Source organism: Rahnella variigena, from assembly GCF_003610915.1.
GTDB lineage: Bacteria > Pseudomonadota > Gammaproteobacteria > Enterobacterales > Enterobacteriaceae > Rahnella > Rahnella variigena.
The window spans coordinates 957,123-972,429 of record NZ_NSDJ01000001.1; the positions used below are offsets into that span (position 1 = coordinate 957,123).

Sequence of the window (15,307 nt, forward strand, 5' to 3'; positions counted from 1 at the left end):
TCACTCTGCTTTGGTGGTTCCCGCCTCTGATCCTGCCTAATCTGCACTTACTGAAATGCCCAGATGTTGCCACAAATCCGCCAGCGGCATTGTCGCCAGCGCAATACACTCATCGGCGGCCCCGTAGTAAATTTTCAGCGTGTCCTTTTCAAGTAGCGCGCCGCAGGTAAAGACTACGTTGCCAAAGAATCCTTCTCTCTCGTAAATCGCTTCCGGTTGTAGCAGCGGCGCTGAGGATTTGGCGATAATTTTCAATGGATTATGCAAGTCGAGCAGCATGGCGCCGAGGCAATAGCGCTGATCTTTATCCACGCCGTGATAAATCTGTAACCAGCCACGTGCCGTTTTCATCAGCGGGGCGCCACCGCCCAGTTTCAGCGCATCCCAGTCGCCGGACGCGCTGCCGAGTAAATGGCGATGATTGCCCCAGTGCAGCATGTCCGGGGATTCACAGATCCAGATCTCCGGCTTACCAAAATGTTTGGGCGAAGGACGGGTCAGCGCCTGATATTTGCCGTTAATTTTTTCCGGGAAGAAACACACGTCGCGGTTATCCGGGCAGAAAATCACGCCTTGTTTTTCCACAGCAATAAAATCGGTGGTGGTCGCCAGTGCGGTAGAAATGCCATACGGCGAAATGGCCGAATAGTTAATGTAGTAAACACCGTCTATCAGCGTAATTCGCGGATCTTCGCAGCCGAATTGCTCATATTGCGTATCGGCGGTTAAAAATGGCTGAGTATCCACAATAAAATCTTCACCATTCTGACTTCTCGCTAACCGCAGATGCGACATGGAGGTCAGCCAGATAACCGAAGGATCGGCTTTCAGTGCAATCATTCTGGGGTCACTGAAGTCATAGGCCGGGTCGTCCCGTTGAAAACGTTTAGTGCCCGGATGCCAGGTATTTTGCCGGTTCACCAGAAGCGGTACTTCCAGACAATTGGCGTCCGTTGAGACCACGCTTTCCGCAACACGAAGCAGTAGCAGGGTTTCATCCTGATACGAACACACGCCTGCATTAAATACACAATCGACCTTCCAGCCGGGCTGGGAAGGGATGATATCGGCAGGTGTTAACAGCGGATTTTTATCACTTCTGAGTATTTTCATGGTTTACCTTTTTGATAAGAATTTGGTTTTTTTCCAGCAGCGGTTCATCCGCGCCGAACAAGACGGGATTGCCATCGCCATAACCTACGTTGACGACCGTCGCGCCGAAATTGATCATCACTTCCAGACATTCCCCTTTCAGAAAGCGGCGGAATATCAGGCATTGTTTAAACAGCGTGAGGTACTCATAGCGACCACGCTGAAGCGCCGGATGGGTATTTCTCAGCGCAATCAGTTGTTTATACGCGCCAAAAATTGAATGTGAGCACTTACTCTCGGCCGCGACGTTTATTTGCCCTTCGCTGTTAATGGCTGGCGTCCAGGGAACGGGTAAGCGGGAGGCATCGCGGCAGAAAGGCAATGCATAAGTAAGTGCTTGCTCTTCATCCATGCCTTGTGAAATTGCGGTGTGATATTGAGTGATGCCCTGAATATCCCGCATTTGCTGCAAATTCTGCGGGACAAAATCCGTCATGCCGATTTCCTCACCCTGAAAGATGAAAGGCAGACCACGGGCGGTCATTTGCAGGGCGAAAACGGCCACCGCACGGGGAACATCCCGGGAGGATTCACCGAAGCGACTGATCATGCGTGACATATCATGGCTGGAAAAAAACAGCGTCGGTAAGCCGGGCAGCGTGGCTTCCATAGCCTGCATTTCGGCGAAGATCGCGGTGATATCGAAGTGTTTCTGGCTGCCAAGATTAAAATTGAAGACCACGTCCAGCAGCTCCGCACCCTGATAAGGCGCCATCACCGGCAATACTTCACTGCCCACTTCGCCAATCAGCAGGAATTCCCCTTGTGCACGGATATGGCGGCACAGGCGCTTCACTACATCGAGCACACCGGGCTGATTGATATCTTTTTCATGAGGTGGCTCTGCGCCCGTTTCGGCTGGCGGGTGATCTTCCCCGATGCCATCGGTGGTCAGAAAATTAATCACGTCAAAACGGAAACCGTCGACGCCGCGGGCTATCCAGAAATCGAAGATTTTTTTAATCTCACGCTCAACGGCAGGCTGAGACCAGTTGAGGCAAACCTGCTGAGGCGAGAATTTATGGTAGTAACTGGCCTTTCCGCCAGGCTCCTGTGTCCAGGCTGAACCGCCGAAGAAAGAGGTCCAGTTATTAGTTTGCTCACGAAAGAAAAAGAAGTCGCGGAAAGGGCTGCCAGGCTGGCTGAGCGCTGCCTGAAACCAAGGATGCTGATCTGACACGTGATTAATAACCACGTCGATCACCAGCAAAATGTCGCGCTGATGACAGGCTGCAATCAGTTCATCAAAAAGCGCTAACGTGCCAAAACGCGGATCAACAGCGCAGTGGTCGCTGATGTCATAGCCATTATCCACCAGCGGAGACGGGTAAAAAGGCGTCACCCAGATACCGCCAATGCCCAGCTCAGCCAGATAATCCAGCTTAGAAATCAGACCTTGAAAATCGCCCAATCCGTCCGTATTACCGTCGCAGAAAGACGGCAAATACACCTGATAAAATACCCGTTCCTGCGCTGTTTTCAGGTTATTCATCATTCATGCCTGTTATTTAAGTGAAAGCGACATCCCTTCCAGGAAATGCTTCCTGAAGAGGATAAACAAGACGACGATCGGCAAAGTTTGTACCACCGACCCCGCCAGAATCGGGCCGACATAGACGCTGTAAGATTTACTGAACGTCGCCAGCAGAACGGAAAGCGGCATTTTGTTAGCGTCCTGCATAACAATCAGCGGCCAGAGGAAATTGTCCCAGGCGCTGGTGAAGGTAAATATCGCGACGATAGCCAGAATGGATTTATTGAGAGGCAACATGACATGGAACAGAATTTTGAAAAGACCGGCGTGATCTAATCGCGCGGCATGAATATAGTCATTGGGCGTGCCTTTAAAACTCTGGGAAATCATAAAAATACCCCAGCCATTCATGACAAACGGTAAAATAAGTGCGCCATACGAATTAAGCATGCCGAGTTCCCGCATAAGTACAAAATGCGGAATAATAAACATGAATGCCGGGAAAACCATTTGCAAGATCAGCAGGTTTTTAAAAGTATTCCGGCCTTTGAATTCCATTTTTGCCAGCGCATAACCTATTAAACAGGAACTCAGTGTGACGCACACTGTAATGGTTAATGTAATGAAAATGGAATTAAACAACGTGCGAAGAAAGGGTTTTTCCGCTTTACCGCTGCCGTCGAACAGGAAAGTATAATTATCGAAAGACAGCGGGCCGGAAAAAAGCGAAGTGGTATAAATATCAGCGGTGTTTTTAAAAGAACCGATTAGCATCCATAAATAGGGATATAACCAGGTGATGGCTAGCACAAACATCAGCAGATGGATCACCACAGAACTGAGTGTTCTTTTCAGCGAATATTTTTGCACAGGAGAGGCTGTCGGCATCTGTGCAGTTTTAGTCTTCATCATACGATCTCGATTTTCTTTTCCAGACACCGGCGCAATATCCAGATCAGTGAGAAGCTGAATACGGCGACAATAATTGACATGGTGGCGGCCCAGCTTGGCTGCATCTGCCGGAACGCGGCTTCATACATCACTACCATTGGCGTGGTGGTGCTTTGCAGCGGACCGCCGCCGGTGATGAGATAGGGTTCGGTGAAAATACTGAACGCGACTGTGATCGCCAGAACCAGCACCATGACGATCTGCGCATTCATCAGGGGCAATGTGATATGCCATATTTTTCCGGGGCCGCTGGTTTTATCGAGGTCTGCCGCATCGTAAATATCTTTCGGAATCGTAATCAGTCCGGAATAAAAAATCAGGCCGTAGTAGCCAACAAATTTCCATGTGATAATAAGAGCAACAGATAACATGGCAAAATCCGGATGGGTAAACCACGGAACATTAATACCCATTGTGTTCATCAGAAAGGCATTTATGGGGCCTGTTTCACTCAACAGTTTGGAAAATACAATAGAATACGCCACGCCGGATGAAACATTGGCGAGCAGGAAACTCAGGGCAACAAAGGCTTTGCCATATTTTAGTTTCCTTAAACCGAAGGCGAATAATAATGAAGACACCAAAACAATCGGCAGATAGTAAGCCAGAAATTTAAATACGTTATACATTGCTGTCCAGAACAAAGGATTCTGCATGACGGCAATAATATTCTTCACGCCATTAAAAGAGGGCGTGCCAATAAATTTCCAGTCAGTAAAGCTCAGTACCGCTAACCAGATAAAAGGATAAAGCCAGAATACCAGAGAATATCCGAGGTAAGTGGAGGCCAGAAGGCCTCCTGTGGTGGACTCTTTCAGTTTAATCATCGCTTTATTGTTCCAGTATTTTGTCAATCTCTTGCGAAGACTGGTGCAGCGCGTCCGGCACTGAGTTGTTTTCAAACATCAGTTTTTCAATCATTTGGGTCATCGTGCGCTGGACTTCGACCGTTTTCGTGACGGCGGCAGGCGGCACAGCTTTCGGGACGTAGGAGACGATGTCATTCACCAGCGGATGCTGTTGCAGGTAGTCGCTGAACACCGGATTACTTTGCAAATCTTCTCTGGCCGGAGGCATACCTGTCAGTTCAAGCCAGCGCAGATCGTGTTTCGGGTCGCTGTATACCCATTGAATAAATTTCCAGGCGTCGTTCTGCACTTTCGAGGTACTGAACATCACGATCCCTTTGCTGTCGGCCATGGTATTTGCACCCGGCGCGCCAGACTGAGTCGGCATTGGGCCGATACGGATCTCTTTCAGTACTTCAGGGAATTGTTTCTGATAACGTTCGATATCCCAGGGCCCGCGCATGGCTCCCAGCACCATTCCCGCCGCCAGAGGATCGTCTGCGGTTGTGAAATCGTAGCTGGTCCACTTATTGGCAAACATTTTCGCCATGAAATTCAGTGCTTCCAGACCGGACTCATTATCGAAAGCCGATTTATTATCCTGAATATACGGGCGGCCACCCGCGGCGGCGTAATACAGCGGAATAAAGTCGAACCAGCGATCCCACCAGTTTTTACCGCTGGTCAGTTGCAGGCTGTAACCCTTCTGAGTGAGCGCGATACGTTCTGAAAGCGTGTAAATTTCGTCATAAGAGGTCGGAACGTGGTCAAAACCCTGAGCTGTCAGCAGATCACTGCGCCACCAGTAGAGAACTGGGCTGATGTAAATGGGGATGACCGTCTGCTGTCCGTCGAACTGCCAGTTTGAAATCGTTTTTCCCATATGACGGGTTTCTGTCAGTGTCTGAAAACCGGGCATTTTGGAATAATCAGTGAGCTGCTTAAGTTCGGATAACTGCTTAGCAAAGCCGATAAAAATATTGGTCGAAATGTCTGGCTCTGTACCCGACGCCAGCGCATTCATGATGGCTTCTTCAGAACTTCCTGCCGCCGGTATTGAGGTGAATTCTACTTTCCGGTTGGCCGGGTTGCTGTTCCATTCTTTAACGATTTCACCCCAATATACTTCCTGCGTAATATTCGGCGCGACCCACATTTTAATGCTGGTTTGGTCTTTTTCATCAGGGCCACAGCCCGAAAGAAATAACGTGATACCTGCAATAGCAGCCAGTTTCATTATTTTCATGCTATTTCCCGTTTCTATTAGGTTATTAGTCATAATGCGAAATTATATTTAATGGTTATTCATATTATTTTTTTATGAATTAACGTCTATTTAAACGCTAGCATGGACAATCATTGAATAAACGTTATTACAGTCACATAAATGATTTTGTTTAACGTTAAACTTTATTTTTATAATCGTTGCAATAGCCTGTTGGCTGTGAGTATATGTGGGATAATTTATTGCATTTCAGAGGCAGGGCTTCCTTTATTCACCGCATTCAGGAGTGTGTAAGCTGAGTAAGATAACGTTAAAGTCAATTGCCCGCGAATTAGGCGTGACGCACACCACGGTGTCGAATGCATTTAATAATCCGGGAAAACTGTCAGAATCATTAAGAAAACGAATAATCGATTATGCGCATTCCGTTAATTTCTACGGGCCTGACAATCTTGGTCGGGCATTGCGTACCGGGAAATCGAATGCCATCGGGATTATTTTTAATGACACGCTCAGCTATGTGTTTACAGACAGTCATGACGTGCAGCTTATGCAAGGCATCGCCGGTGAATGTGACCGAAAAGGAGTCAGCATTATCCTGATCCCGTTGCATAACGGGCAGGGCGCGCGGGCCAGTGTCATCAATACGGCTGTAGATGGCTATATCCTTAATGCGACACACAATAATGATCAGATCATCGCCAAAGCGTTGTCCAAAAATCTACCCGTGGTGACTACGGATTTTAAAATTCCCTCGCACAGCAGCGTATCTATTGATAACGACAGGGCGATGAGGGAAATCTGTCTGCACCTGCTGGAAAAAGGGCACCGTGAATTTGGGATTATTTCATTCCCTTCTCTTCAGGGACGAAAAGGAGTGATGCCATTGAGTCAGAGTATTTCCGGTGATAATCAGGTGATGATTACCCGTGTGAATGCCTGCGTGGCAACTTTCCGGGAATGGAATATTGATCTGAATAAATGCTTTCTTTGCGAAACGAACCATCATGAAACATTTGGCGAAATAGCTGCCAGGGAATTACTGATAAGTAATCCCGATATCACCGCGTTTATTTGCCTGTCCGACCGCTTCGCGCAGGGTGCCATTAATTATTGCCGGAAAAGCGGGCTATCTGTTCCGGGAAATATAGCCGTTACTGGTTTTGATAATATTCCCCGGCCAGTGAATGAGATCGGGCTCACGACAATCTCGCAGGACCCGGTTAAAAAAGGTGAAATAGCCGCAGCCCTGTTGCTGGAAGGTAAAACCAATATTCACCACGACCTGGAGTTTAGGTTAATTATACGTGGTTCTACCTGAAATCTGGCGGGGCCATCAGGACGCAATGACCGATGTTGGCGGAATACTGCTCGCCTTTTCCGGGGCGTAACCGCGCATCTTTTTGTTTCAAAGGACAACGCTATGTCAGGCTTAACGCTAAAAAACGTCAAAAAATACTATGGCAAAACAGCCGTGATCCCCGATTTAACTCTGGAGATCCGTTCCGGTGAGTTTCTGGTTCTGGTAGGGCCGTCGGGCTGTGGTAAATCAACATTGCTGCGCATGATTGCCGGGCTGGATGGGCTGTGCGACGGGACCATCCACATTGAGGACACTGACGTGACGGAGTTGCCCGCCGGAAAGCGCGGTCTGTCGATGGTATTTCAATCCTACGCGCTTTATCCGCACATGACCGTCAGGCAGAATCTGGCGTTTGGTCTGAAGAATATCCGAACGCCACCGGCTGAAATCGCCCGACGCATCAGCGAAGCGGCTCTGATCCTGCGGCTGGACGAGATGCTCGACCGGTTGCCGCAAAATCTTTCCGGCGGGCAGCGTCAGCGCGTCGCCATCGGGCGCTCTATCGTTCAGCAGCCGAAAGTATTTTTGTTTGATGAACCGCTGTCGAATCTCGATGCCGCGCTGCGCGTTCAGATGCGTCAGGAAATCAGTCAGCTGCATGCACGCCTGAAAAACACCATGATTTACGTGACCCACGATCAGGTCGAGGCCATGACGCTGGCGGACCGGATTGTGGTGCTTAATCAGGGTAATATTGAGCAGATTGGTTCGCCGGTTGAACTCTACAACTGTCCGGCCAGTTTGTTTGTTGCCGGTTTTATCGGTACGCCGAAAATCAATGTGATCCCCGCGCAGGTGACTGGCCGCCAGTTGTGTATTGACGGGCAGCCGATGTTTCCTCTGGGCAATAAATTCCCCGCGGCGCAGGATGGACAAACCGTGTCGCTGGCGATCCGCCCTGAGCTGTTGCGCCTGAATGAAGCGACGGAACACGCATTTGACGTTTTAGTCGATTTCACTGAATTACAGGGCGATTCTACGCTGGTATACGCGCGTTTCGGCGAGCACATCCTGAAAATGAAATCGTCAAAACAGCTCTCTTTTGCTAAAAATACGCCGCTCAGTTTTGGATTTAATGCCGCCAGTATTTTACTGTTTGATGAAGCGGGCAGACGGATCCCTTCTGAAGCTGTGTAAAACAAAAAAGGCACCTTTCGGTGCCTTTCGACGAACATCAAAACCAATCAGGCATTTTTTCTCAGTTGCGCTTTGTGTTTGTTCTCGCTGAGCATGGTCAGTAAAAGCAACACAACGGCCAGCACACAACCGGCAATCATCACGATAAACCCGCCGTCCCAGCCAAAGTAATCCACGGTATAGCCGACAATGGCGCTGGCCGCGACCGAGCCGCCCAGATAACCAAACAGCCCGGTGAATCCTGCCGCAGTTCCGGCCGCTTTCTTCGGTGCCAGTTCCAGTGCATGTAAACCTATCAGCATCACAGGCCCGTAAATCAGGAAGCCGATGGTGATCATACAGGCCATATCAATGCCCGGATTGCCGACCGGATTCAGCCAGTAAACGACGGTGGCGATAGTCACCAGCACCATGAAGAACACACCGGTCGCGCCGCGGTTGCCTTTAAACACTTTGTCCGACATCCAGCCGCACAGCAGCGTGCCGGGGATCCCTGCGTATTCATAAAGGAAATACGCCCACGAGGATTTATCCAGAGCAAAATGCTTCACTTCTTTCAGGTAAGTCGGTGACCAGTCCAGGATCCCGTAGCGCAGCAGATAAACAAAAACGTTAGCCAGCGCGATATACCACAGCAATTTGTTCGGCAAAATGTACTGCATGAAAATCTGTTTCGCCGTCAGTTCCTGTTCGGCTGACTCTTTCACATAGTCCGGCGGGTAATCGTTTTTGTATTCTTCAATTGGTGGCAGGCCGCAGGATTGCGGCGTATCGCGCATGGTCATGAAGGCAAATACCGCCAGCAGGATCGCGCCGAAGGCTGGCATATACAGCGCCGCATGCCAGTCGTTAAACCACGCCATGCCCAGCAGGAACAGCAGCGGAGGAATACCGCCACCGACGTTATGCGCACAGTTCCATACCGACACCACGCCGCCGCGTTCTTTCTGCGACCACCAGTGAACCATGGTGCGACCGCACGGCGGCCAGCCCATTCCCTGGAACCAGCCGCAGAGGAACAGCAACACAAACATGATGGCAATGCTCGATGTTGCCCACGGCACGAAGCCCATAAACAACATCACCGCCGCAGCCAGAATTAAACCCGCGGGCAGGAAAACACGCGGATTCGAGCGGTCAGACACCGACCCCATAATGAATTTTGATATGCCGTAAGCAATGGAAATCCCGGACAGCGCAAACCCGAGGTCTCCACGGGAAAAGCCCTGATCAATCAGATAAGGCATGGCCAGTGCGAAATTTTTGCGCACCAGATAGTAGGCCGCATAACCGAAGAATATCCCCATAAAGATTTGCCAGCGGAGACGGCGGTAGAGCGGATCGACGTGGGCCTCATCAACAGGAGCTTTGTGGGGCGCGGGTTTAAAGATACTGAGCATAAATGCCTCCGATGGCATAAATCAGGTGGGACTCATCGTGAGCCACGAACGAAATGGCGAAGCCGGTGTGTTCCAAAACGAACATCATTTTAGCTATTCGCGCACAAACGAACTGTGATTTATGACGGGAATGTTACATTTTTATTACAGCGGAGGCGGGGTTTGTGAGATTGAGTAACAGCATAAGACAAAAAAAGGCGGAGCCTGAGCCCCGCCTGATATTTTCAATACCTCTGGATTTATTGAATTTTCAGGGTGTTGATAATGGTTTCTGCATCGGTCTGCGCCTGCTGCTGATTATCCGCTGGCAGGGTGATTTGCAGGGTCAGCAAATGGCTGTCAACTTTGCCCAGTACGATGGAAGAGTAGGCTTTCTGACCCGCAGAAGTGATTACGGTGTCCAGTTGTTGCAGCGTCTGGCCATTGACCTGAATAGATTTATTGGTCACAACCTGCAGATTGGTATCACGGGCTTTTTGCTGATCCTGTAAACGACCCGCCAGAACATCCAGCGATTCGGTGGTGTTATCACCCAGGATCACAATCACGGCTTTCTGACCGGTGCTGTCAGCGTACACATGCATATTGTTTGCCTGAGTGCCCAGCTTACCGCTCTGGTCGCTCATTCCCTGCGGCAGGGAGAAGGTGACTTTACCTTCCAGCAGGCTGACCGGTACGGTCGCTGCCGTTGCTGAGGCCGCTGGCGCACCTTTATCTGCGGCAGGTGCATCGGTAGTTTTACCGTCACACGCAGCCAGACCAGCGATCAGTACTGCCATTCCCATCATTTTCGCGATATTACGCATCGGGCTTCCTTAAGTGGCCTGTTAACCAGGCTTACATGTTGACTTAACAGCCTTTATGGCAACCTATTCAGGCCACAAAAGCAAGTCAGATTATGGCGCGATTTGTGTCTTCCCCGCTCACAGTTTAGTGCACGCGGACGGCAGAATGCGGGTTATTTCCCTGCGCGGATAAACGCTTAAGCAGCATATTCAGCAGCATGCCGTACATCGGCAGGAAGAATACCAGGCAGATCAGCACTTTGAATGTGTAATCCACCATCGCGATTTCCACCCAGTGCTGCGCCATAAAAGCATCGGTACTTTTGTAGAAAGCGATAAAGAAGAAGGACAGGGTGTCGCTGATATTGCCGAGGAACATTGAGGCGACCGGCGCTATCCACCAGCGGCGGTTCTGACGCAGGCGGTTAAACACGTGAACGTCAAGAATTTGCCCCAGCACATACGCCATAAAACTGGCGGTAGCGATACGCGCGACCATGATATTCAGGCTGCTGAGTGCTTCTGCTCCCTGCCATTGCGCTTCAAAGAATAACGCCGAGATGACATAGGAAATCGCCAGCGCAGGCACCATCACGGAAAGTATAATCCGTCGTGCCAGCGGCGCGCCGAATATACGGACGGTCAGGTCAGTAGCCAGAAAAATGAACGGGAAGGTGAACGCGCCCCAGGTTGTATGGAAACCAAAAATGGAGACGGGTAACTGAACCAGATAGTTACTGGAAGTAATGATGGCAATGTGGAATAGCGAAAGCCATATCAGCGCGGAAAACCGCTGCTGAGCAGTAAAGGAGTACATATATGTGACCTTTTTTTATGAACAAATTGGGGTGAGGGAACCCAAATACCCTGCGTTCTTGAAGCTGTCGCAGGGGCGTTAGCGGTTTGCGGCGCGCATAGTACCTGTTTGCACACCGTTTGCGCAACAGATCTGACGGTTAATTTTAGCGCAATGAGCCGTGTCAGTTGCGCGGGAAATCCAGCGGGTTAAACTATCAGGCTTTGCCGCGCCCGAAGATGTTGAGACACGAAATGACCGATCCCTTTATCAATCCCGACCATCAGCTTGATGCGCTCGGCCTGCGTTGCCCGGAACCTGTGATGATGGTTCGCAAAGCGGTACGCACCATGAAAGATGGCGAAACGCTGTTGATCATCGCCGATGATCCGGCAACGACCCGCGATATTCCCGGTTTCTGCCGTTTTATGGAACATACGCTGCTGGCGTCGGATACCGAAAGCCAGCCGTATCGCTATTTATTGTGCAAAGGTTTAGTCGAAAAACAGGGCTGATAGCTCAGCCCTGAGTCTTGTCTGCTGCGATTAAGTTCGCATCGATTAAGCTTATTTCGATTTATTGCGCAACAGCCTTAGCGCATTGGCGGTGACCAGCGCCGTTGCGCCGGAGTCCGCCAGCACGGCCAGCCACAATCCGGTCAGCCCCATCAGCGTGGTGACCAGGAAAATCGCTTTCAGCCCCAGCGCGATCGTGATGTTCTGACGGATATTCGCCCGCGTGGCGCGTGACAGGCTGATCATCTGCGCCAGCCCGCTCAGACGGTTGTGCGTCAGCGCGGCATCCGCCGTTTCCAGCGCGACGTCCGTTCCGCTTCCCATCGCAATACCGATAGTCGCGGCTTTCATCGCCGGCGCATCGTTAATGCCATCACCGACCATTGCCACCGGTTTTTGCGCATTCAGCGCGGTGACCGCCGAGACTTTATCCGCAGGCAGTAAACCGGCACGGAAATCAATGCCCAGCCGGTCAGCGATGGTTTTCGCTGCCCGCGGATTGTCACCGGTCAGCATCACTGCTGAAACGCCGAGTGCTTTCAGTTTCTGCAACGCCTCTGCCGCGTCATCACGCAGGCGATCCTGCATGGCAATCAGCCCGATCGCGTTATTTTCCTGCAACACTACCACCACGGTTTTTCCGGTGGATTCCCAGTCAGTAATTTGCGTAAGGGTTTCCGCTGTCAGACTGTTTTCAGTCACGCTTTTTGGTGCCAGTACCTGAATTTTGCGACCTGAAACGAGACCTTCCACGCCTGAACCAGCCAGCGCACGGCGATCCTGCGCCGTGAGCGGTAACGGATTACTGATTTTTGCACGGGCTAAAATCGCCTGTGCCAGCGGGTGATGCGAACCTTCTTCCACCGCCGAGGCCAGACTTAATACTTCGCCTTCACTGGCACCGTTCAGGATTAAAACGTCAGTGACTTCGGGCTTGCCTTCGGTCAGTGTGCCGGTTTTATCCAGCGCCACGGTTTGAATCAGCGCCAGTTGTTCCAGCGCTGCACCGCCTTTGATTAAAGCGCCCTGACGCGTTGCCGCGGCCAGCCCGGAGGTGATCGCAGCCGGCGTTGAAATTACCAGGGCACACGGGCAGCCAATCAGCAATAAAGTCAGCCCGCGGTAAATCCAGGTTTCCCACGACAGTCCCATTGCCAGCGGCGGAACGACAATCACCAGCAGCGCCATCAGCATAATGACCGGTGTGTAATAGCGGCTGAAAGTATCGAGGAAACGCTCGATTGGCGCACGGCGTTCATCGGCTTCTTCGATCAGTTGCAGGATGCGGTCGATGGCGCTGTTGCCGGGGGCGGAAGCCACTTCCAGACGTGCGAGGCGGTCAACGCAAAGGCTGCCCGCCGGGACTTTCTCACCGGGCTGATGGTCTACAGGTACTGACTCACCGGTCAGAGCACTTTCATCGAAACTGGCAGCGCCTTGCAAAATGGCATCGGCGGGCAGACGTGCGCCTGCGGCGATTTCGATAACATCGCCGGGACGCAAACTGCTGACCGGCACGGTTTCAGATTTACCATTCACTACGCGGACGGCGGTATCGGGTATCAGCGCCATCAGGGATTTCACACCGCTGCGCGCCCGGTTGGCGGCAAAGGATTCAAGGCGTTCGCCGACCATAAACAGCAGCAACACCATCGCCGCTTCGGCAGTGGCACCGATAAACAGCGCGCCGATTGCGGCAATGCTCATCAGGGTTTCGATGGCGAAAGGCGAGCCGGAACGGGTCTGGCGAATAGCCTGACGAAGCACCGGCCACAGTCCTACCAGTGTGGTGGCAATAAACGCAATTTCACCCATTTGCGGGTTGAAATGGTCGAGCACCCAGCTCAGCAGCATCAGAACCGAAAGGGCGATCAGCGGCAGCGCCTCTTTCAGGCGCGACTCTTCCGGTTGCGGAGTATGTTGATTTTTATCGAGGGATTGCAGGGTAAAACCTGCACCGGTCACGGCCTGCATCACGTTTTGTGAGATGTCGTGGCTGGCATCAATGACCAGTTTTTCTGTCGCGAAAAGCACTCTGGCGCGGTTTACGCCATCCAGACCGGCAACAGAATTTTCGATTTTGCGGGCACAGGCCGGGCAATCCATACCTTCCACTTTCCAGCTGTATTGCTGAGTGCCTGAAGGCGGCGCGCTGGGGTCATCTTCGCCCGGCGAACCTTCTGTGCTGCCGTCATCAGAAGTGTGTGAGTGCTCACCTGCCTTCGGCGCACAGCAACTGTCAGAAGTGGTGGCACAAGCCGACGCCGCCAGCGGGGAATTATCACTGCAACAGCTGGCAGGATGTGTACCGGACTGGGCAATAGCGCCGATTTTGTTGATATGCAGTCCAGGCGCGCGTTTGCCCTGACATCCGCAGCTACAGCTGTTGTTATTTTTCATTGGGATCATAAAGCCTCCGGTTCGAAACCGAGTGGAATTACGACCAGTGTAAACCCTGGAGTCAGCTCTAAGGTCAAGCGATTTGATTGAGCGGAACCAGAACGGTTCCGCTTTAAGGGTTTTTCTGCGGGAGATTACAAATAAAGTGAGCGTACGATCAGGAAGTGACCGCCAAAGTAACAGGCGGCGACCAGTGCGTCTGCCGCACGGAATTTGAAGCGATAGCGGCTGACCAGCCACAGAATATTCGCCAGCAGCAACAGCACCGCGCCGCAGAACAGCGAAAACGCCATGTCGGTACTGCGCGCGAAATACTGCTCGCCTGCCAGCCAGACCATCAGCAGGGTCATCGCAATGTAAGTGGTCACTGGCCATCTCAGTTCGGACAGCCGCGTCCAGATCACTGCCAGCAATATGGCGCCGATAATCAGTAGCGTCAGTGGCAACGGCCAGAAGAAGGTAATGGTCATCTGGCTGGCGAAACTCAACGTATACAGCAGATGCGAGAGGAAGAACGCGCCGATGGCGTACATGAACCGCTCTTCAGGCAGCAACAACAGGCCGTCTGCCACCAGCGTCGCCGCCAGTCCCAGCAGGATCAGGTAGCTGTAAACATTGAGCGTGGGTGCCTGCCAGGCAAGCAAAAGCAGCAGCAGTAAGGTGACGGGTTTAAACACCCAGCGCTGCCAGCGCGGGCCGCGATAGCTGGCGTCAACGAATAACCAGCCAGAGAAAAATACTGCGAGGAATGGCCAACTCATTGTTTATCCTTTTAAATGTAAGAACAGAACATGGAACCGATGCAAGGATCTGCCTTCAGGAAAACACATCCTGTTTTCCTGTACTTGCTTTCAGTGTAGGAGAGAGGGCACACCGGCGACAATCAGAAATCCCCGTAACGACGGGTCTGATTAACGCAGTTTTAAAATTGTGGGGCGACGCAGGAAATGAACGGCGCCTGACGCGCCGACAATACAGGCATTACTTTTTAGCGGGCAGCGGCGGCTGTTTTTTCTGCCACGCCATCAGTTCGAACACGCCGAACAGGAAGATGCGGGTTTGCAGCCACGGGCCGATGGTGTCCTTTTCCTTGCCCTGCGTGGCTTTAAGCAGCATCACCTGCAGGCCGTGCATAAAGAACATGAACACAATCGCCACGTCTAAAAAGTATTTGATCGGCTTCGGGAACGGGTGGATCAGGTTAAACGCCAGAAACGCCCAAATACATAACATCAACAACCGACCAATATTGATCAACATC

Annotated in this window: 14 protein-coding genes; 3 read left to right on the forward strand and 11 right to left on the reverse strand. The window is 51.4% G+C overall.

Going from position 1 to position 15,307, the window contains the following annotated elements; all coding sequences use genetic code 11:
* Nucleotides 1–36: 36 nt before the first annotated feature.
* Genes CKQ54_RS04440 through CKQ54_RS04460 form a run of 5 tightly spaced genes read right to left on the reverse strand, consistent with a single transcriptional unit; the run spans nucleotide 37 to nucleotide 5,671 of the window.
* Nucleotides 37–1,107, reverse strand: a complete 1,071-nt coding sequence (locus tag CKQ54_RS04440) for a glycoside hydrolase family 130 protein (protein WP_167459661.1) — start codon at nucleotides 1,105–1,107, stop codon at nucleotides 37–39.
* Nucleotides 1,094–2,644 (reverse strand): alpha-amylase family glycosyl hydrolase, encoded by a 1,551-nt coding sequence (locus CKQ54_RS04445; protein WP_120162792.1) that lies wholly within the window; start codon nucleotides 2,642–2,644, stop codon nucleotides 1,094–1,096. The genes CKQ54_RS04440 and CKQ54_RS04445 overlap by 14 nt, the downstream gene beginning before the upstream one ends.
* A 12-nt stretch (nucleotides 2,645–2,656) precedes the next feature.
* Nucleotides 2,657–3,514, reverse strand: coding sequence for a carbohydrate ABC transporter permease (locus tag CKQ54_RS04450; RefSeq protein WP_425272801.1), 858 nt, complete (start codon nucleotides 3,512–3,514; stop codon nucleotides 2,657–2,659).
* A gap of 20 nt (nucleotides 3,515–3,534) precedes the next feature.
* Entirely contained in the window at nucleotides 3,535–4,404 is an 870-nt protein-coding gene (locus CKQ54_RS04455; RefSeq protein WP_120162790.1) for a carbohydrate ABC transporter permease, read from the reverse strand.
* A gap of 4 nt (nucleotides 4,405–4,408) precedes the next feature.
* Nucleotides 4,409–5,671 carry an ABC transporter substrate-binding protein gene (locus CKQ54_RS04460; protein ID WP_120162789.1) on the reverse strand — a complete coding sequence of 421 codons (1,263 nt, stop codon included), beginning with the start codon at nucleotides 5,669–5,671 and terminating at the stop codon, nucleotides 4,409–4,411.
* 265 nt (nucleotides 5,672–5,936) lie between these two features.
* Between CKQ54_RS04460 and CKQ54_RS04465 the strand changes: the two genes are divergently transcribed.
* The gene (locus CKQ54_RS04465; protein WP_120162788.1) at nucleotides 5,937–6,971 is read left to right on the forward strand and encodes a LacI family DNA-binding transcriptional regulator; all 1,035 of its coding nucleotides are present in this window, start codon (nucleotides 5,937–5,939) and stop codon (nucleotides 6,969–6,971) included.
* A 102-nt stretch (nucleotides 6,972–7,073) separates the two neighbouring features.
* A complete protein-coding gene (locus CKQ54_RS04470) occupies nucleotides 7,074–8,150 on the forward strand; it encodes an ABC transporter ATP-binding protein (RefSeq protein ID WP_120162787.1) in 1,077 nt (358 codons plus the stop codon).
* Nucleotides 8,151–8,197: 47 nt separating this feature from the next.
* Here CKQ54_RS04470 and glpT read toward each other — a convergent pair whose 3' ends face one another.
* From glpT to CKQ54_RS04485, 3 genes are all read right to left on the reverse strand, one after another.
* Nucleotides 8,198–9,550 carry a glycerol-3-phosphate transporter gene (gene glpT / locus CKQ54_RS04475; protein WP_120162786.1) on the reverse strand — a complete coding sequence of 451 codons (1,353 nt, stop codon included), beginning with the start codon at nucleotides 9,548–9,550 and terminating at the stop codon, nucleotides 8,198–8,200.
* A 239-nt stretch (nucleotides 9,551–9,789) separates the two neighbouring features.
* Nucleotides 9,790–10,356, reverse strand: a complete 567-nt coding sequence (locus CKQ54_RS04480; RefSeq protein ID WP_112290529.1) for a DcrB family lipoprotein — start codon at nucleotides 10,354–10,356, stop codon at nucleotides 9,790–9,792.
* Nucleotides 10,357–10,480: 124 nt separating this feature from the next.
* Nucleotides 10,481–11,152 carry a 7-cyano-7-deazaguanine/7-aminomethyl-7-deazaguanine transporter gene (locus CKQ54_RS04485; RefSeq protein WP_112290530.1) on the reverse strand — a complete coding sequence of 224 codons (672 nt, stop codon included), beginning with the start codon at nucleotides 11,150–11,152 and terminating at the stop codon, nucleotides 10,481–10,483.
* 233 nt (nucleotides 11,153–11,385) lie between these two features.
* On the opposite strand from CKQ54_RS04485, the gene tusA reads away from it, so the two are divergent.
* Nucleotides 11,386–11,646 (forward strand): sulfurtransferase TusA, encoded by a 261-nt coding sequence (tusA, locus tag CKQ54_RS04490; RefSeq protein WP_120162785.1) that lies wholly within the window; start codon nucleotides 11,386–11,388, stop codon nucleotides 11,644–11,646.
* Nucleotides 11,647–11,697: 51 nt separating this feature from the next.
* Here the strand turns inward: tusA and CKQ54_RS04495 are convergent, their stop codons facing one another.
* The 3 genes from CKQ54_RS04495 to CKQ54_RS04505 form a co-directional block, all read right to left on the reverse strand.
* Nucleotides 11,698–14,055, reverse strand: coding sequence for a zinc/cadmium/mercury/lead-transporting ATPase (locus CKQ54_RS04495; protein ID WP_120162784.1), 2,358 nt, complete (start codon nucleotides 14,053–14,055; stop codon nucleotides 11,698–11,700).
* A gap of 125 nt (nucleotides 14,056–14,180) precedes the next feature.
* Nucleotides 14,181–14,807 (reverse strand): lysoplasmalogenase, encoded by a 627-nt coding sequence (locus tag CKQ54_RS04500; RefSeq protein WP_120162783.1) that lies wholly within the window; start codon nucleotides 14,805–14,807, stop codon nucleotides 14,181–14,183.
* Between the two features lie 220 nt (nucleotides 14,808–15,027).
* Nucleotides 15,028–15,306 carry a DUF1145 family protein gene (locus tag CKQ54_RS04505; protein WP_013577475.1) on the reverse strand — a complete coding sequence of 93 codons (279 nt, stop codon included), beginning with the start codon at nucleotides 15,304–15,306 and terminating at the stop codon, nucleotides 15,028–15,030.
* Nucleotide 15,307: the final 1 nt, after the last annotated feature.

Excerpts from the sequence above, each read along its gene's own strand:
- CKQ54_RS04470 (WP_120162787.1), top strand. The coding sequence starts at position 7,074 with ATGTCAGGCTTAACGCTAAAAAACGTCAAAAAATACTATGGCAAAACA.
- CKQ54_RS04450 (WP_425272801.1), bottom strand. The coding sequence starts at position 3,514 with ATGCCGACAGCCTCTCCTGTGCAAAAATATTCGCTGAAAAGAACACTC.
- CKQ54_RS04480 (WP_112290529.1), bottom strand. The coding sequence starts at position 10,356 with ATGCGTAATATCGCGAAAATGATGGGAATGGCAGTACTGATCGCTGGT.
- CKQ54_RS04505 (WP_013577475.1), bottom strand. The coding sequence starts at position 15,306 with ATGTTGATCAATATTGGTCGGTTGTTGATGTTATGTATTTGGGCGTTT.
- CKQ54_RS04455 (WP_120162790.1), bottom strand. The coding sequence starts at position 4,404 with ATGATTAAACTGAAAGAGTCCACCACAGGAGGCCTTCTGGCCTCCACT.
- CKQ54_RS04500 (WP_120162783.1), bottom strand. The coding sequence starts at position 14,807 with ATGAGTTGGCCATTCCTCGCAGTATTTTTCTCTGGCTGGTTATTCGTT.
- CKQ54_RS04445 (WP_120162792.1), bottom strand. The coding sequence starts at position 2,644 with ATGAATAACCTGAAAACAGCGCAGGAACGGGTATTTTATCAGGTGTAT.
- CKQ54_RS04495 (WP_120162784.1), bottom strand. The coding sequence starts at position 14,055 with ATGATCCCAATGAAAAATAACAACAGCTGTAGCTGCGGATGTCAGGGC.
- CKQ54_RS04460 (WP_120162789.1), bottom strand. The coding sequence starts at position 5,671 with ATGAAAATAATGAAACTGGCTGCTATTGCAGGTATCACGTTATTTCTT.
- glpT (WP_120162786.1), bottom strand. The coding sequence starts at position 9,550 with ATGCTCAGTATCTTTAAACCCGCGCCCCACAAAGCTCCTGTTGATGAG.
- tusA (WP_120162785.1), top strand. The coding sequence starts at position 11,386 with ATGACCGATCCCTTTATCAATCCCGACCATCAGCTTGATGCGCTCGGC.
- CKQ54_RS04485 (WP_112290530.1), bottom strand. The coding sequence starts at position 11,152 with ATGTACTCCTTTACTGCTCAGCAGCGGTTTTCCGCGCTGATATGGCTT.